The organism is Microbacterium sp. Cr-K32 (assembly GCF_000708345.1).
Taxonomy (GTDB): domain Bacteria; phylum Actinomycetota; class Actinomycetes; order Actinomycetales; family Microbacteriaceae; genus Microbacterium; species Microbacterium maritypicum_A.
Window position 1 is genome coordinate 107,765 of the sequence record NZ_JARD01000008.1, and the last position, 17,324, is coordinate 125,088.

Genomic DNA, 17,324 nt, shown 5'->3' on the forward strand with positions numbered 1-17,324 from the left:
ATTAAGCGTCAGTTGGACTTCGCCGTGATCCACACGGTGACGGCGACGAGCGCGCCGATACCGAAGATCCACACGAACAGGCCTTCGGAGACCGGACCGAGCGAGCCCAGCGAGAAGCCACCGATCTGCACGGACTGCTGCTGGAAGAGCAGCGCCGAGATGATGTCTCGCTTGTCCTCGTCGGACAGGTTCATGTCGCCGAAGACCGGCATGTTCTGGGGGCCGGTGACCATGGCGGCATACATGTGCAGCGCGCTGGTCTCGCTGAGTCCGGGGGCGTACTTGCCCTCGGTGAGCGCTCCACCCGCGGCGGCCACGTTGTGGCACATCGCGCAGTTGACGCGGAACAGCTCGGCGCCGTTGGAGACATCGCCCTTGCCGTCGAGGATGTGGTCCGACGGGAACGTCGGGCCGGGAGCCTCGGACTGGACGAAGGACGAGATCGCGAGGATCTGGTCCTCGGTGAACTGCGGGGCCTTCTGCGGCGCCTGGGGGCCCTGCATCTGCAGAGGCATGCGGCCGGTCGACAGTTGGAACTCGGTCGCCAGCTCACCCACGCCGTAGAGGCTGGGGCCATTGGCGGTTCCCTGCAGGTCGAGACCGTGGCAGGTGGCGCAGTTGGCCGTGAACAGCTTCTTGCCGTCCTCGACGGTCAACTGCGAGGTCGCCGCCGACTGGGTGTCGGTCGCGGCGAACGCAGCGGTCGCGCCGGCGTACACGGCGCCGGTGATCATGAGGCCTGCGCCGATGAGCGCGGCCGCCGCCAAAGGGCTGCGACGACCGCTGGAACGGCGCTTCTTCTCTCGTGCCATCTCGGGGATCAGCTCCGCTCTTATTTCAGGAAGTAGATAACGAGGAACAGCACGATCCAGACGACGTCGACGAAGTGCCAGTAGTAGGACACCACGATCGAGGAGGTCGCCTCCTTGTGCCGGAAGTTCTTGACGGCGTATGCGCGTCCGATGACGAGCAGGAACGCGACCAGTCCGCCGGTGACGTGCAGGGCGTGGAAGCCCGTCGTCAGGTAGAACGCGGAAGCGTACGAGTCAGCGCTGATGGGCATGCCCTCAGCAACGAGCTGGGCATACTCCCAGACCTGGCCGGAGACGAAGATCGCGCCGAGGGCGAAGGTGAGGAAGAACCACTCGACCATTCCCCATCCGAACAGGCGACGGCGTCCGGCGCCGTTCTTCTGTCCCTTGCCGATCTTGTAGGGCTGCAGGTCCTCTGCCGCGAACACGCCCATCTGGCACGTGAACGAGGAGAGTACGAGGATCGCAGTGTTCACTGCGGCGAACGGGACGTTCAGCAGCTCGGTCCGGGCCGCCCACAGCTCCGGGGAGGTGCTGCGGAGGGTGAAGTAGATCGCGAAGAGTCCCGCGAAGAACATCACCTCACTGCCGAGCCACACAATGGTGCCGACAGCTACCGGGTTGGGCCGCTTAATCGTTCTCGCCGCCGGGGCATACGTCGCTGAGGTCGTCACCCCTCCATTATGGCCGATCCGCGGGCGTGATTCTTGCACCGGCGACCTTCGAGTTGCCGGTCGACGACTTAGGAGACCCTAAGAAAACACTGCGAATACCCGGTGAATCCGCGGGAAACAAGGGGTGGGGGTGGGGTGCACGTGTGTTCGGAAGCATCTGCATGTTTTCTCTGCGCCGATAGGATCGCACACATGGCTGATTCCCTGACCTGGTCCGACGTGCTCACCTCTCTTCTGGAGCGTCGCGATCTCAGCGTGTGGGAGTCGACGTGGGCCATGCGGCAGATCATGCAGGGCAACGTCACGGAGGCCCAGCTGGCAGGATTCCTCGTCGCTCTTCGTGCCAAGGGGGAGACGATCGACGAGATCGTCGGCTTCCGCGACGCGATCCTCGAGGCTGCGGTCCCTCTTCCCGTCTCTCCTGATGTCCTCGACATCGTCGGGACGGGCGGCGACCGCGTCGGCACGGTGAACGTCTCGACCACGGCGGCGATCATCATCGGCGCCACCGGCGTGCCCGTCGTCAAGCACGGCAACCGTGCGGCGAGTTCGGCTTCCGGCTCCTCAGACGTGCTCGGTGCTCTCGGCCTCGAGCTGTCACTCGACCCCGCCGCCGTCGCTTCCATCCTCGACCGCACCGGGATCACCTTCGCGTGGGCGGGCGCGTTCCACCCCGGCTTCAAGCACGCAGGATCCGTCCGCGCGGAGCTCGGGGTACCCACCGTCTTCAACATGCTCGGGCCGCTGTGCAACCCTGCGCGCGCCGAAGCCAACGCCGTGGGTGTCGCGCAGATCGAGCGCGTACCGCTGATCACCGGCGTCTTCCGGACCCGCGGCGCGACCGCGCTGGTGTTCCGAGGCGACGACGGACTCGACGAGCTCACCACGACCGGCCACAGCCGCATCTGGGAGGTCACCCGCGGGGACATCCACGAGCACGACCTCGACCCCCGTGACCTCGACATCCCGATCGCCGACCTGGCCGACCTGATCGGCGGATCTCCGCAGCACAACGCGGAGGTGCTTCGACGGACGCTGGCGGGGGAGACCGGGGCGGTGCGCGACATCGTGCTGCTCAATGCGGCGGCGGGCATCGTCGCGTTCGAACTCTCCCAGGACGCCATGCAGGTGCAGCGCCCGATCCTCGAACGACTGCGCGAGGGGTACGACAAGGCATCGGCGGCGGTCGACGACGGCCGTGCCCTGGCCAAGCTCGACCAGTGGATCTCCGTCAGTCGCGAGCTGGCGGCCCCGAAGGAGTGACCGTGGATCCCGTCGACGCCCTGCTGGAGATCGCCTCTCTTCTGGAGCGCGAGCGGGCCTCACGGTACCGAGCGAAGGCTTTTCGTCAGGCTGCGGCGACCCTGCAGGATCTCCCGGACGACGTCCGGGCCGATCCCACCCGCCTGAGAGCGGCGAAGGGCATCGGAGAATCCACCTTCGCGGTGATCCGTCAGGCGCAGGCCGGGCAGGTGCCGGACTACCTCGTCGAGCTGCGTGGCGACGTCGAACCTGAGCGTGTCTCGCTGCTGCGCACGAAGCTGCGCGGCGACCTGCACGCTCACACCGACTGGTCCGACGGCACTACTCCCATCTCTGTCATGGCAGCGGCAGCTCGCGCGTTGGGCCATGAGTATCAGGCGATAACGGATCACTCGCCGCGTCTTCGGGTGGCCAGAGGGCTCTCGGCCGAGCGGCTTCGGGAGCAGATGCCCCTGGTGCGTGCGGAGTCCGGTGACGGCTTCACCCTGCTCGCCGGCATCGAGGTCGACATCCTCGAGGACGGCGCTCTCGACCAGGAGGACTCCCTGCTCCGCGAACTGGACATCGTCGTGGCATCGGTGCATTCGAAGTTGCGGATGGACTCGCGTCCGATGACCGCACGCATGATCGCCGCGGTGTCGCACCCCAGGGTGAACGTGCTCGGGCACTGCACCGGGCGCCTGGTGCAGGGGGAACGAGGGACCCGCCCGGAGTCGGCGTTCGACGCGGCGGCGGTTTTCGCCGCCTGCGCGGACAACGGAGTGGCGGTCGAGATCAACTCGCGCCCCGAGCGTCAGGATCCGCCGGATGAACTGATCGCTATCGCGCTCGAAGCCGGATGCCTGTTCTCCATCGACTCGGATGCGCATGCTCCCGGTCAGCTCTCGTTGCTGGATCACGGCGCGGAGCGAGCCGAGCGCGCGGGGATTCCCGCCTCCCGGATCGTGACGACCTGGGGACTCTCCCGGCTTCTCGCCTGGGCGGAATAGGTGCAGCTGCGGTTGACCGGGGGTCAGCCGGACGCGAGGGCGGCCTTCGACACCGCTGCCACCGCGCGCGTCATCGAGCCGCTGAGGTTCCACTTCTCGGCGAGAGCCGTCGCCGCATCGACCTCCGCGGGATCGAGCACCCGCAACGGGATATCGGGCGTCGTGATGGGAAGCGACGTGGCGACCGCGACCACGGTGGGGGCCACATCGAGGTAGGCGGATGCGGCGAGCACCTTCGCCCGCACCCCGGCGCTCATGCCCTCTCCGGCCTCGGCGGCCGCGCGGATGCCCTCGAGATCGGCGTGGGTCTGCAGCAGCGTCGCGGCGGTCTTCTCACCGACCCCGGCCACACCGGGAAGACCGTCTGAGGCGTCGCCGCGCATGGTGGCGAAGTCGGCATACTGCGAGGGGAGCACCCCGTACTTCGCGACCACGGTCGCATCGGTCACGACCTCGAGATTGCTCATGCCGCGCGCGGTGTAGATGACCCGCACATCGCGGGAGTCGTCGACGAGCTGGAACAGATCGCGGTCTCCGGTGACGATGTCGACCGGCATCGTCGCTCCGGTCGCGAGCGTGCCGATGACGTCGTCGGCCTCGTGCTCCGCCACCCCGATGATCGGGATCCCGATCGCGGCGAGCGTCTCCCGGATGAGGGGGATCTGCGCTTCGAGGGGGTCGGGGACCTCTTCGATGTCAGGTCCGACCTCGACGACCTCGACGACACGGTGCGTCTTGTAGCTGGGGATCAGATCGACGCGCCATTGCGGGCGCCAGTCGTCATCCCAGCAGGCGATGACATGGGTGGGCTCGTAGAGCGTGACGAGCTTCGCGATGATGTCGAGCAGACCGCGCGCCGCGTTGATCGGAGCGCCGTCGGGCGCCGTCACCTTGTCGGGGACGCCGTAGAAGGCGCGGAAGTAGAGGCTGGCGGTGTCGAGCAGCATGAGGCGATCGGTCACCAGCACAGTCTGGCACGGGCGTGCGACACGGGCCGGTGGTCGCGGGCCGGAGCGTGAGACGATCCGCGCGGTTGCGACACTCACGGGTATGACAGCTTCTCTTCGCACGTTCTCGTCCCTCGCCCTGGGCGGGGTGGTGCTCGCTGCGGTACTGAGCGGATGCGCCATGTCGGCGGGGACCTCTCCTGTCCCGGAATCGACGTCCGCTCCGGACACCTCCGACACGTCACACGCACCGCGGGCGGCGTGGCTGGATGCGACGTCGTTCGTGCTGAAGACGTGGGGCGATGCGTGCGCTCCGCAGATCGGGGACATCGTCGCGGGGGACCAATCGCTCGAGCTCGTTCTCGTCGACGGCACGGATGAGGTGTGCGCGAAAGTGCAGACCGCTCACGGGATGTACGTCGGGCTGCCGGCGGCGTTCGATTCCTCGCGACCTGTCGAGCTGACAGTGACGGATCCCGGGGGAGAGACCACGGAACTGACGCTTCCCGGACTCGTGTCAGGAGAGATCATCCCGGCCGATCGGATGCCCGAGCAGACACCCGCGGCGGCATGGATCGACGCGCATGAACTCGCGGTCCTCACCTGGGGATCGTCGACCTGCATGCCTGCCTCCGGGGCCGTCGAGGCCGTCAGCGAGAACGAGGCGATCGTTCGGCTGGACAAGAGCGCGAACGAGGTCTGCACGATGGATCTGGTTCCGCAGATCACGTTCGTGACGGCGGAGGGCATCGACCAGGACGCGAGACTGACGCTCGACGGGTACGTCGATGCGGACGGCGCCCCGGTCGTCGTGACCATCGCGCGCTAGCTCTTCTTCGATGTCGCTCAGCAGCCTGGGGCCGATGGGCGCTGTTCGCAGGTGAAGGCCACGAGTGCGGTGTGGGCCTCGAAGATGCGTATTTCCCGTGCGGGGCCCGGGATCGTGAGTCGACCGGCGACCGGGAACCAGCCGCCGCCGAGGTCGACCTCCGCGGCGTAGCGGACGGTGACATGCGCCTGGTAGGTGCCGCGCTCGCGATAGACGTGGCTCGTCGCGGTCGGGGTGAACGGGGCCTGACCGAGCGCCGACCAGGTCTGTCCGCCGGTGCTCGATGTCGCAGAGGTGCCGTCGCCGTGCACGAACTCATAGTCGACAGGTGTGAACCGCACCGAGAGAGGGGTGCCGAGAAGGGTACCCGAGCGCGTGCGCGCGGACGCCGCCGCGACGAAGTTCGTCGGCATCCCGGCCACACCGACGTTGTCGGGCTCGCCGACGTTCGCGACCGGATCGGGAGCGAACTGTGCGAGATCGTCGATCGTGATCGCCGGGGCGGCGGGCTCATCCGTCGCCGGTGGCGGGGGTGACGTCGGTTCCTCGTCGACCGCGGCGCGAAAGCAGCTGCGGGAGCTGTTCCAGTCGTCGAGACACGAATCGAAGTCGAACTCGTGCACCGGGAAAGCTGGAGAGGTCGGGGTGGACGGGGGCCCTCCGTCCGGGACGTTGTTGTCGGTGCGGACCCCATCCTCTTGCTGACTCGCACTCGTCGTAACCTGGCTGCCGTCGGTACCTGCTATGAAATCGGAGAATCCGGGTGGCTTTCCACTGTCGCTTAGGTGAACGAGCGCAGCGAAGACGGTAATCGCGGCTAAGAGGCGGGACATTGAACCTCTTCGCTTGAGGCGGCGGAATCGACCAACAACCCATGTCGATCTGGTGCCCGAAATGTGACCTCGAGCCCGTATACATCGGGGCGATCCGGGCTGACTGCCGAGGAGCCATCCGGATTGAGGATCGTAACCTGGCTCACGTCCAAGCAAAGCGTTGCAGTCACGGAGTCGAACGGTGGGGCGCTATGCACACCCTTGAACGAGAGCGCTCGGGTGGCGCCACCGATCACCTTTCCTTCAGAGCGCATCCTGGAGAAGTTCTCCCGATCTGCCTTCTCGACGCTACCGCTCGACAGATCGAACAACCTCTCGAAGGTAGCCGGATCGGCCGTGTCGATTGCATTGAGTGCACGGACATACTCTTCAAAGGTCGCCTCCGCGGCGGCGAAGGCTTCTTCTTCCGAGGCGAAGGCTGCGGTCGGCGTGGGCGTCGGAGCCGGAGTCGGCGCGCAGCCCGCGAGTGTCACGGCAACGGCGACCATCGTGAGAGCGCCGAGGCGACGGGAAGTGGCGAGAGGAGGAGTCGGCGAGATCACCCCGTCACGGTAGCCCGGAGCGCGTCGGGCCCGGGGGAGTTATCCACAGGTCGGCGCCCGTCGGAATTCGACTCCTGCAGTATCCGAACTTCTGATAGCCTTAACCGTCACTCGTGGCGTGCATGCGCGTGCCCTCGTGACGAGAAAACCAAAATCCAACTGCTGTGAAGCATGCAGTCGGCCGTGCGCGGTCGTTGCCTCCCAGCCCGAGTCTCCATTCAACAAGGACAACCCACTACATGACTACCGCAACGACCGCCCCGGCCACCAAGCAGGTCGCCATCAACGACATCGGATCTGCTGAGGACTTCCTGGCCGCGGTCGAGAAGACCCTGAAGTTCTTCAACGACGGCGACATCATCGAAGGCACGATCGTCAAGATCGACCGCGATGAGGTCCTCCTCGATGTCGGCTACAAGACCGAGGGTGTCATCCCCTCGCGCGAGCTCTCGATCAAGCACGACGTCGACCCCAACGAGGTCGTCGCTGTCGGCGATCTGGTCGAGGCCCTCGTTCTCCAGAAGGAGGACAAGGAAGGCCGTCTGATCCTCTCCAAGAAGCGCGCACAGTACGAGCGTGCCTGGGGAGACGTCGAGAAGATCAAGGAGAACGACGGCGTCGTCACCGGTACGGTCATCGAGGTCGTCAAGGGTGGACTCATCGTCGACATCGGCCTCCGTGGCTTCCTGCCGGCTTCGCTCATCGAGCTGCGCCGCGTCCGCGACCTCACGCCGTACCTCGGCCAGGAGATCGAGGCCAAGATCCTCGAGCTCGACAAGAACCGCAACAACGTCGTCCTGAGCCGCCGTGCGCTGCTCGAGCAGACGCAGTCGGAGTCGCGCACCACGTTCCTGAACAACCTGCACAAGGGTCAGGTCCGCAAGGGTGTCGTCTCGTCGATCGTCAACTTCGGTGCGTTCGTCGACCTGGGCGGCGTGGACGGCCTCGTGCACGTCTCCGAGCTGTCCTGGAAGCACATCGAGCACGCCTCCGAGGTCGTCGAGGTGGGCCAGGAGGTCACCGTCGAGATCCTCGAGGTCGACCTCGACCGCGAGCGCGTCTCCCTGTCGCTGAAGGCGACGCAGGAGGACCCGTGGCAGGTCTTCGCCCGTACCCACGCGATCGGACAGGTCACGCCGGGTAAGGTCACCAAGCTCGTCCCGTTCGGTGCGTTCGTTCGCGTCGCAGACGGCATCGAGGGCCTCGTCCACATCTCCGAGCTCTCCAGCAAGCACGTGGAGCTGGCTGAGCAGGTCGTGTCGGTCGGCGAAGAGGTCTTCGTCAAGGTCATCGACATCGACCTCGAGCGTCGTCGCATCTCGCTGTCGCTGAAGCAGGCCAACGAGTCGGTCGACCCCAACGGCACCGAGTTCGACCCGGCCCTGTACGGCATGCTCGCCGAGTACGACGAGAACGGCGAGTACAAGTACCCGGAGGGCTTCGACGCCGAGACCGGTGCGTGGAAGGAAGGCTTCGACGCCCAGCGCGAGGCATGGGAGCAGGAGTACGCTGCAGCCCAGGCTCGCTGGGAGGCGCACAAGGCTCAGGTCGTCAAGGCGGCCGAGGCCGAGGCTGCGGCCGGAGACGACTTCGGCGGTCAGACCTTCACCAGCGAGGCTGCCGGCGCCGGCACCCTCGCGGACGACGAGGCTCTCGCCGCTCTGCGCGAGAAGCTCTCGGGCGGCAACGCTTAAGCAGCATTCGGGAACGGGTCGTCACCTCGCCTTCGGGCGGGTGTGGCGGCCCGTTTCGCATATCCACACCACGGAATCCCGCTCGTGACGCAACATTACGACGGCATTCGTGACAACCGATCCGCTCGGCCAGCATGGGCGTATGACCACCCTGCTGCCCGCACCGCGCACCACCGTCGCTCCGACGACGGTGGGTACGGCACAGGCCGTTCGGCTCGAAGGCATCGAACGATCGTTTCCTCTGCCGCACGGCCACCGCGACGTGCTGCGGGGCGTCGACGTCGACATAGCCGCCGGTGAGATCGTGGCCGTCGTCGGGCCCTCCGGCTGCGGCAAGTCGACCCTGCTGCGCCTCGTCGGAGGTCTGGACGCGCCGACACGAGGCGGCATCCGACTCGACGACACGCCCGTCGCCGACGTGGACGAGCGCACGGCCGTGGCGTTCCAGGAGCCGAGGCTGCTCCCGTGGCGCACGATCGCACAGAACGTCGAACTCGGCCTCGCGCGGGGCACCGCACGCCGCCTCGGCCGCGAACGCGTCCGTGAGCTGCTGCAGCTGGTCGGCCTCGATCATGCGGCGGATCAGCGTCCTCGCGAGGTGTCCGGCGGCATGGCCCAGCGCGCATCCCTCGCCAGGGCTCTCGCCCGGAACCCCGGCGTGCTCCTCCTCGACGAGCCTTTCGGAGCGCTCGACGCGCTCACGCGCCTGCGCATGCACGATCTGCTGCTGAAGATCCACTCCGCGGAGCCCACCACGATCCTCCTCGTCACGCACGATGTGGAAGAAGCCCTCTATCTCGCCGACCGTGTCCTCCTGCTGCGCACGCTGGGCGCGGCCGACGGCGACGAGTCCTCCATCGCCCGCACGATCACCGTTCCGGGCGTCCGCCCCAGAGACCGCGCCGACCGCGGTCTCGCCGACCTGCGCGCCGACCTTCTCGAGGGCCTCGGCGTCGACACCCACCACCGCACCGCCGAGGAGACCCGATGAGCATCACCACCCGCCGAATCGTCCCCGCGATCGCGATCGCCGGGACGATGATGCTCGTCGCGACGGGTTGCGTCGCGGGAGAGAACGCCGCGGCCACCGACACGAAGCCCACCTCCGGGACCAACGAGTGGTCGTCCGACACGCTGTCGATCGACTTCGCGACGTACAACCCGCTGAGCCTCGTGATCCGTGACCAGGGCATCCTCGAAGACATCCTCGGCGATGAGGTCGCCGTTGAGTGGGTGCAGTCCGCCGGCTCCAACAAGGCCAACGAACTGCTGCGCTCCGGCTCGGTCGACGTCGGATCGACCGCGGGATCCGCGGCGCTCCTTGCCCGTGCCAACGGCTCGCCCATCCAGGTCATCGACATCTTCTCGCAGCCGGAGTGGGCGGCCATCGTCGTCGGACCGGACAGCGACATCACGTCGATCGAAGATCTGAAGGGCGCCTCCGTAGCTGCCACCAAGGGCACCGATCCCTACTTCTTCCTGCTGCAGGCGCTCGAAGAGGGCGGCCTGTCGCTCTCGGACGTCGAGGTGCAGAACCTGCAGCACGCCGACGGCCGGGCGGCTCTCGACGGCGGTTCGGTCGACGCGTGGTCGGGCCTCGATCCGATCATGGCCGCGGCCGAGGCAGAGTCGGGTGACAAGCTCGTCTACCGCAACGTCGACTTCAACACGTACGGCTTCCTCAACGCCACCGAGGACTTCATCACGAACCACCCCGACCTCGCGCAGGCGGTCGTCGACGCCTACGAGCAGGCACGCGAGTGGGCGCTGGAGAACCCCGACAAGACTGCGGCGCTCCTGGCCGAGGTCGCCGGCATCGACCTCGGCGTCGCCACCACCGTGATCGAGGAGCGCTCGAACCTCGACGTGAGCGGCGTCCCCGGCGACGACCAGATCGCCGTGCTCGAGAAGATCGCCCCCGTGCTCGTGGAGTCCGGCGACGTGCAGGGCGGCAAGGACTCCGTCGACAAGGCGCTCTCCTCGATCGTGAACGCGACCTTCGCCGAGAAGGCGGTCGACGGCGAGTGAGTGAACTCGACCAGCGCGTGATCGCGCCCGCCGACTCGCGGGACGCGCTCGACTTCGCGAAGGGCGATCTCAGGCGGCCCGATGCCGCTGCCCGGCGCCCCTGGGACCGTCCGGTCGTTCGCATCGTCGCCGGCCTCCTCCTTCCGGTGATCATCCTGATCGTCTGGCAGGTCGTCACGACGAACGGGCTCATCCCGCCCTACCGCCTGCCCACGCCCGCCTCGGTCTTCCAGGCCGGTGTCGAGCTCGCAGAGAGCGGCCAGCTCTGGACGCACATCGCCATCTCCGTGCAGCGCGTGCTGCTCGGATTCGCGATCGGCTCCCTGATCGGTCTCGCCGCGGCGGGGGTGGTGGGGCTGTCCCGGCTCGGCGACGTGCTGCTGAGCCCGACGCTCGCCGCCATCCGCGCCGTGCCGTCGCTGGCCTGGGTGCCGCTGCTGATTCTCTGGATGCAGATCGGGGAGGAGTCCAAGGTCACGCTCATCGCGATCGGGGCGTTCTTCCCCGTCTACACCACGGTCGCCTCCGCACTCCGGCACGTCGACCCGCAGCTCGTCGAGGCCGGACGCTCGTTCAGCCTGCGCGGGTGGTCGTTGTTCCGCATCGTGCAGCTGCCCGCGGTCGTGCCGTCCGTCGTCTCCGGCCTCCGTCTCGCACTGGCCCAGGCGTGGTTGTTCCTGGTGGCCGCTGAGCTCATCGCTTCGTCCATGGGGCTCGGTTTCCTGCTCACGGATTCTCAGAACAGCGGTCGAGTGGACCGCATCCTCCTCTCGATCGTGCTGTTGGCTCTGCTCGGCACAATCACCAACGGCGTTCTCGTGCTGGTGGAGAAGTACCTGCTCCGTCGGTGGGTGTGAACATGGCCGAGGTCCGATTGCAGGAGACGCGCGTCTACGAGCCGTCGACCGCCTTCCCGCACGCGAACGTGACAGCGGAGGCGTACGCCCGTGCCGCAACGGATCCCGTCGCGTTCTGGGAAGAGGCAGCCCGACGCCTCGAATGGTCGGAGCGCTGGCACACCGCACACGAGTGGGAGCCTCCAAGCGGAGACGCGGTCCCTGCGGCGCGCTGGTTCCTCGGCGGCACTCTCAACGTGGCCGTCAATTGCGTCGATCGACACGTGGAGGCCGGCCGAGGCGACAAGATCGCCCTGCACTTCGAGGGGGAGCCGGGCGACCGTGTCGCGGTGACGTACTCCGACCTGCGGCAGCGCGTGTGCCGCGCCGCCAACGCCCTCGTGGCGCTCGGCGTCGAGGCGGGCGACCGTGTCGTGATCTACCTTCCCGTGCTCGTCGAGACGATCGTGATCACGCTGGCCTGCGCGCGGATCGGCGCCGTGCACTCGCTGGTCTTCGGGGGCTTCTCCGCCGAAGCCGTGCGCTTCCGCCTCGAAGACACCGGTGCGAAGCTGCTGGTCACGAGCGACGGGCAGTACCGACGCGGCGCTGCCACCGAGATCAAGTCCACGGCCGATGTCGCCGCCTCCGGTCTTCCCGCCCTCGAGCACGTGCTGGTGCTCCGGCGCACGGGCCAGGACGTGCCGTGGACGGACGGGCGCGATGTCTGGTGGCACGACGTCGTCGATACTGCGTCGCCCGTGCACGACGCGCAGCCGTTCGATGCCGAGCATCCGCTCTTCATCATCTACACCTCCGGCACCACCGGGAAGCCGAAGGGCCTCGTTCACACGTCGGGCGGCTATCTCACGCAGGCGAGCTGGGCGCACTGGGCGCACTTCGATGCGAAGCCCGACGACGTGCACTGGTGCACCGCAGACCTCGCCTGGGTCACCGCGCACACCTACGAGATCTACGGACCGCTCTCGAACGGTCTCACCCAGGTCATCTACGAGGGGACCCCGGATTCTCCGCACCGGGAGCGCCATCTCGAGATCATCGAGCGATACGGGGTGACCGTGTACTACACGGCACCCACACTGATCCGCACCTTCATGACCTGGTTCGGCCCCGACCTCCCCGTCGGCCACGACCTCTCGACCCTTCGCCTGCTCGGCACGGTCGGCGAGGCGATCAACCCCGAGGCCTGGGTGTGGTTCCGGCGGAACTTCGGCCGTGACGAGCTGCCGGTGATCGACACCTGGTGGCAATCGGAGACCGGCGCCGCGATGATCGCGCCGCTGCCCGGGGTCACACGACTCAAGCCGGGCTCGGCGTCGGTGCCCCTGCCGGGGATCGACGTCGCGGTGGTCGACGAGGACGGACGCGAGGTCGAACCCGGCCGCTCCGGAACGCTCGTGGTCCGCCGCCCGTGGCCCGGGATGGCTCGCACGGTGTGGGGTGACCCGAAGCGCTACCGCGACGCCTACTGGTCGGCGTATGCCGGTCACGGCGAGTTCGGTGGCTTCTACGTCGCCGGAGACGGTGCGACCCGAGACGTCGACGGGTACATCTGGATCCTCGGCCGACTCGACGACGTCGTCAACGTCTCCGGACACCGGCTCTCCACCATCGAGATCGAATCGGCTCTCGTCGCGCATGCCACCGTCGGTGAAGCCGGCTCCGCCGGTGTCTCCGACCCGATCACCGGGCAGGCCGTCGTGGCGTTCGTGACGCCGTCGGGCCGCGCAGAAGTGACGCCGGCCGACCTGCGTGCGCAGGTCGCGCAGTCGATCGGCCCTGTCGCCAAGCCGAAGCACATCGTGGTGGTACCGGACCTCCCCAAGACACGCTCGGGCAAGATCATGCGGCGACTCCTGGCGCAGCTGTGGGAGGCCGAGCAGGACCGCCGAGCAGGTCGCGATGCCCAGCCGCTCGGAGACACCACCTCGCTGCAGAACCCCTGGGCCGTCGACGACATCGCCGACGTGCTCGGTAGCGCTGAACTCTCGACACCCCTGAACTGCCGCCCCGCTGAACTGAGGACAACATGACGGAAGAACACCGCTTCGGTTTTCGCACCAGAGCACTGCACGCCGGCGGAACCCCTGACGCCTCGACCGGCGCGCGGGCGGTGCCGATCTATCAGACGACATCGTTCGTGTTCGACGACGCGGCGGATGCCGGCAACCTCTTCGCGCTGCAGAAGTACGGCAACATCTACTCCCGGATAGGCAACCCCACGGTCGCGGCCCTCGAGGAGCGTCTGGCGTCACTCGAAGGCGGGATCGGCGCCGTCGCCACCGCATCCGGGATGAGCGCGGAGTTCATCACGTTCGCAGCCCTCGTCGGCGTGGGTGACCACGTCGTCGCCGCTGCGCAGTTGTACGGCGGCACCGTGACTCAGCTGGACGTGACGCTGCGCCGCTTCGGTGTGGAGACCACATTCGTCGCCTCGACCGATCCTGCCGACTTCGCCGCCGCTATCCGTCCGGAGACGAAGGTCGTCTACGTCGAGATGATCGGCAATCCCTCGGGAGAGATCGCCGACGTCGAAGGACTGGCGGCCGTCGCCCATGCGGCCGGTGTGCCGCTCGTGGTCGATGCGACGCTGGCGACCCCGTACCTCGCGCGTCCCCTCGAGCACGGCGCCGACATCGTCATCCACTCCGTGACGAAGTTCCTCGGCGGACACGGCACCACGCTCGGCGGCGTCGTCATCGAGAAGGGCACGTTCGACTGGGGCAACGGCAAGTTCCCGCAGATGACCGAACCCGTCGACTCGTACGGCGGCATCAAGTGGTGGGACAACTTCGGGGAGTACGGCTTCCTCACCAAGCTCCGATCCGAACAACTGCGCGACATCGGCCCCGCGCTCAGTCCGCAGTCGGCGTTCAATCTGCTCCAGGGCATCGAGACCCTTCCGCAGCGCATCGACGCGCATCTCGCGAACGCCCGGGTCGTCGCGGACTGGCTCGCCTCCGACCCGCGGGTCGCCTACGTGACCTGGGCAGGGCTCGAAGGACACCCGCATCATGAGCGTGCGGCCAAGTACCTGCCCCTCGGGCCCGGTTCGGTGTTCGCCTTCGGGGTCGCGGCCGAAGACGAGAGGGCGGCGGGGGAGACGCTGATCGAGAACCTGCAGCTGGCCTCCCACCTCGCGAACATCGGAGATGCCCGCACCCTGGTCATCCACCCGGCGTCGACGACACATCGCCAACTCACCGAGGAGCAGCTCGTCGCCGCAGGCGTGCGCGCAGATCTGATCCGCATATCGGTCGGGCTGGAAGACGCCGACGACATCATCTGGGACCTCGACCAGGCACTCACCACGGCGACAGGAACGAACCGATGAACGCGACGACATCGGGCGATGCGTGCGCGCTGCCCACCGTGACGGATTCTGCGGCCTGCGCGCTGCCCGGCGCGACGGCGACCATCCCCGGGCGCACCTGGATCGGGCCGAGCCAGCAAGAGCGCTTCGGTCTGCTGCGACGCGCGACATCCATCGCGATCGTCGGCGCCTCGAACAATCCTGCGCGTGCGTCGTACTTCGTGGCGACATACCTGCTCTCCAGCACGGCTTATGACGTCTACCTCGTGAACCCTCGAGAGACCCGGATCCTGGGACAGCCCGTGTACGCGACGCTGAGCGACCTCCCCGTGGTGCCCGACATCGTGGACGTGTTCCGTCGGCATGATGACCTTCCCGGCATCGCTCAGGAGGCGATCGAGGTGGGTGCGCAGACGCTGTGGCTGCAGCTGGGGTCCTGGAACGAGGACGCGGCGGCCATCGCGGAACGTGCAGGTCTCTCGGTGGTCATGGACCGGTGCATCAAGATCGAGCACGCGCGGTTCCACGGCGGCCTGCATCTGGCGGGCTTCGACACGGGCGTGATCAGCTCGCGCCGTCAGCTGCTCGCGAGGTGAGGAGCGGCCGCAGCGAACCTTAGACTGGCGGCATGCCCCTCATCGCGCTCACCGGCGGCATCGCCTCCGGGAAGTCGACCATCGCCCGGCGTCTGGCGGAGCACGGCGCCATCGTCGTCGATGCCGATCAGATCGTGCGTGACGTGCAGTCGCCCGGGTCGCCTGTGCTCGTGCGGATCGCCGAGACCTTCGGTGCCGATGTCATCGCGCCCGACGGCTCTCTCGACAGGGCGGCGCTGGGTGCGAAGGTCTTCGGCGACGCCGACCTCCTCGCGCAGCTGAACGCGATCGTGCATCCGGCGGTGCGCGAAGAGTCGCAGCGCCGCTTCGACGCGGCCTTCGCCGACGATGCCGACGCGGTCGTCGTCTACGACGTGCCCCTCCTGGTCGAAGCACGGGTGGACGACCCCTGGGACCTCATCGTGGTCGCGCATGCCCCGGCCGCTGTGCGTCGGCAGCGACTCGTCGAGCTGCGCGGGATGGACGAGCGCGCGGCGCAGGATCGGATCGACGCCCAGGTCACCGACGAACGACGTCTCGCGATCGCCGATGTGGTGATCGACACGTCCGACTCTCTCGAGCACACACACGCGCAGACGGATTCCCTCTGGGAGCGGATCAGCGCACGGTGACCTTCTCCGGTCACGCCCCGGGCTCCCGCGAGTATCGGCGTCTCATCGTCGGTCTGTTCTTCGCGGGGATCGCGACGTTCGCACAGCTCTACTCGGCCCAGGCCGTGCTGCCGCAGATCTCCTCCGATCTCGCGGTCGCCCCGGCGACGGCAGCCCTGAGCGTGTCTGCCGCGACGCTCGGCCTCGCGCTCGCGGTCATCCCCTGGTCGGTGGTCGCTGATCGCATCGGTCGTGTGCCCGCCATGGCCACCGGCGTGCTCACAGCCACGGTGTTCGGTCTCACCGCCCCGTTGAGCGGCGAGATCGGGATGCTTCTCGTCCTGCGTTTCGCGGAAGGGGTGGCGCTGGGAGCTGTGCCGGCTGTGGCGCTCGCCTATCTCAGCGAGGAGGTGGAGGCCCGCCACGCCGCCGCTGCGGCGGGAAGCTACATCGCCGGGACCACGGTCGGTGGTCTGCTCGGCCGCATCGCGTCGGGGATCGTCGGGGAGGCCGGCGGATGGCGCGCCGGCATCCTGTCGGTCGCCGTGATGTGCGCGGTCGCCGCCGCGCTGTTCCTGTGGCTCACTCCGCGCGCCAGGGGGTTCGTCCCCGGTCGTCTGCGCGCTGATCGCGGGCCCGGCATCCTGGAGAAGCTGCGTGCGCCGTTGCGCTCGCCGTTGCAGTGGGCGCTGTACGCGCAGGGATTCCTGCTGATGGGCGCTTTCGTGGCGGTCTACAACTACCTCGGCTTCCATCTGTCGGCCGAACCGTTCGTGCTGCCCGCCTGGGTGGTCACGCTGCTCTTCCTCGCCTACCTGGCCGGCACGGTCTCGTCTCCCTGGGCCGGGGCGCTCGCCTCGCGGGTCGGACGCTTCCCCGTGCTGCTCGCCTCGATCGCCGTGATGGCCGCGGGCGCCGGCCTGCTGCTCGTGCCGGTGGCGACGATCGTGCTGGGCGGTCTCGTGCTCTTCACGGCCGGGTTCTTCGGAGCACATGCCGTCGCCTCCGGATGGACGCCGGTCGCGGCAGGCCCCGCCAGCCGGGCCCAGGCGTCGTCGCTGTACTACTTCGCCTACTACGCCGGGTCGAGCCTGTTCGGGTGGATGCTCGGCCTCGTGTTCGGCGCCGCGAGCTGGGGCTGGTTCGTCGCCGTCATCGTCGCGATGTGCGGCGTGGCTGCTCTCGCGGCCGTCTCGGCTCTGCGCGGCGCACCCACCGGGCAGTCGTCTTCCTGAAAGAAACTCCTCATGCTGTCGCGGCGGGCGACGCCGTGCGCATGGATGCGACCGGGGTGGATCCCTCTCGACGGCCTCGATGTCGGAGGGGCGGCATACGC

General features: G+C 67.9%; 17 protein-coding genes. 12 read left to right on the forward strand and 5 right to left on the reverse strand.

Features of this window, described 5'->3' with window-relative positions:
- Positions 1-8 precede the first annotated feature (8 nt).
- Positions 9-812, reverse strand: coding sequence for a cytochrome bc1 complex diheme cytochrome c subunit (gene qcrC, locus GZ64_RS0101855; protein ID WP_029258331.1), 804 nt, complete (start codon positions 810-812; stop codon positions 9-11).
- 20 nt (positions 813-832) lie between these two features.
- Entirely contained in the window at positions 833-1,486 is a 654-nt protein-coding gene (gene ctaE / locus GZ64_RS0101860; protein ID WP_029258330.1) for an aa3-type cytochrome oxidase subunit III, read from the reverse strand.
- Between the two features lie 192 nt (positions 1,487-1,678).
- On the opposite strand from ctaE, the gene trpD reads away from it, so the two are divergent.
- Both trpD and GZ64_RS0101870 read left to right on the forward strand, forming a co-directional pair.
- On the forward strand, positions 1,679-2,749 hold the full coding sequence (gene trpD, locus GZ64_RS0101865; RefSeq protein ID WP_029264931.1) for an anthranilate phosphoribosyltransferase: 1,071 nt from the start codon (positions 1,679-1,681) through the stop codon (positions 2,747-2,749).
- 2 nt (positions 2,750-2,751) lie between these two features.
- Entirely contained in the window at positions 2,752-3,738 is a 987-nt protein-coding gene (locus GZ64_RS0101870) for a PHP domain-containing protein (RefSeq protein ID WP_029258328.1), read from the forward strand.
- Positions 3,739-3,761: 23 nt separating this feature from the next.
- Here the strand turns inward: GZ64_RS0101870 and GZ64_RS0101875 are convergent, their stop codons facing one another.
- Positions 3,762-4,700: a 5'-3' exonuclease gene (locus tag GZ64_RS0101875; RefSeq protein ID WP_029264932.1), complete on the reverse strand. Its 939-nt coding sequence runs from the start codon at positions 4,698-4,700 to the stop codon at positions 3,762-3,764.
- 88 nt (positions 4,701-4,788) lie between these two features.
- On the opposite strand from GZ64_RS0101875, the gene GZ64_RS0101880 reads away from it, so the two are divergent.
- On the forward strand, positions 4,789-5,514 hold the full coding sequence (locus GZ64_RS0101880; RefSeq protein ID WP_029264933.1) for a hypothetical protein: 726 nt from the start codon (positions 4,789-4,791) through the stop codon (positions 5,512-5,514).
- 17 nt (positions 5,515-5,531) lie between these two features.
- Here GZ64_RS0101880 and GZ64_RS0101885 read toward each other — a convergent pair whose 3' ends face one another.
- Both GZ64_RS0101885 and GZ64_RS19800 read right to left on the reverse strand, forming a co-directional pair.
- Entirely contained in the window at positions 5,532-6,137 is a 606-nt protein-coding gene (locus tag GZ64_RS0101885) for a PKD domain-containing protein (RefSeq protein ID WP_231479806.1), read from the reverse strand.
- Between the two features lie 194 nt (positions 6,138-6,331).
- Entirely contained in the window at positions 6,332-6,889 is a 558-nt protein-coding gene (locus tag GZ64_RS19800; protein ID WP_136025455.1) for a hypothetical protein, read from the reverse strand.
- 239 nt (positions 6,890-7,128) lie between these two features.
- On the opposite strand from GZ64_RS19800, the gene rpsA reads away from it, so the two are divergent.
- From rpsA to GZ64_RS0101930, 9 genes are all read left to right on the forward strand, one after another.
- Positions 7,129-8,583: a 30S ribosomal protein S1 gene (rpsA, locus tag GZ64_RS0101890; RefSeq protein ID WP_021201539.1), complete on the forward strand. Its 1,455-nt coding sequence runs from the start codon at positions 7,129-7,131 to the stop codon at positions 8,581-8,583.
- 142 nt (positions 8,584-8,725) lie between these two features.
- Entirely contained in the window at positions 8,726-9,574 is an 849-nt protein-coding gene (locus tag GZ64_RS0101895; protein ID WP_029264935.1) for an ABC transporter ATP-binding protein, read from the forward strand.
- Positions 9,571-10,611 (forward strand): aliphatic sulfonate ABC transporter substrate-binding protein, encoded by a 1,041-nt coding sequence (locus GZ64_RS0101900; RefSeq protein WP_029264936.1) that lies wholly within the window; start codon positions 9,571-9,573, stop codon positions 10,609-10,611. Before GZ64_RS0101895 ends, GZ64_RS0101900 begins: the two co-directional genes overlap by 4 nt.
- A complete protein-coding gene (locus GZ64_RS0101905; RefSeq protein WP_029264937.1) occupies positions 10,608-11,468 on the forward strand; it encodes an ABC transporter permease in 861 nt (286 codons plus the stop codon). The genes GZ64_RS0101900 and GZ64_RS0101905 overlap by 4 nt, the downstream gene beginning before the upstream one ends.
- A 2-nt stretch (positions 11,469-11,470) precedes the next feature.
- Positions 11,471-13,501 (forward strand): acetate--CoA ligase, encoded by a 2,031-nt coding sequence (gene acs, locus GZ64_RS0101910; protein ID WP_051667806.1) that lies wholly within the window; start codon positions 11,471-11,473, stop codon positions 13,499-13,501.
- Entirely contained in the window at positions 13,498-14,802 is a 1,305-nt protein-coding gene (locus tag GZ64_RS0101915) for an O-acetylhomoserine aminocarboxypropyltransferase/cysteine synthase family protein (protein WP_029264939.1), read from the forward strand. Before acs ends, GZ64_RS0101915 begins: the two co-directional genes overlap by 4 nt.
- Positions 14,799-15,377: a CoA-binding protein gene (locus tag GZ64_RS0101920; protein ID WP_081859636.1), complete on the forward strand. Its 579-nt coding sequence runs from the start codon at positions 14,799-14,801 to the stop codon at positions 15,375-15,377. Before GZ64_RS0101915 ends, GZ64_RS0101920 begins: the two co-directional genes overlap by 4 nt.
- 32 nt (positions 15,378-15,409) lie before the next feature.
- Positions 15,410-16,009 carry a dephospho-CoA kinase gene (gene coaE, locus GZ64_RS0101925; RefSeq protein ID WP_029264941.1) on the forward strand — a complete coding sequence of 200 codons (600 nt, stop codon included), beginning with the start codon at positions 15,410-15,412 and terminating at the stop codon, positions 16,007-16,009.
- A complete protein-coding gene (locus tag GZ64_RS0101930; protein ID WP_081859637.1) occupies positions 16,006-17,223 on the forward strand; it encodes an MFS transporter in 1,218 nt (405 codons plus the stop codon). The genes coaE and GZ64_RS0101930 overlap by 4 nt, the downstream gene beginning before the upstream one ends.
- The last annotated feature ends 101 nt before the right edge of the window (positions 17,224-17,324 follow it).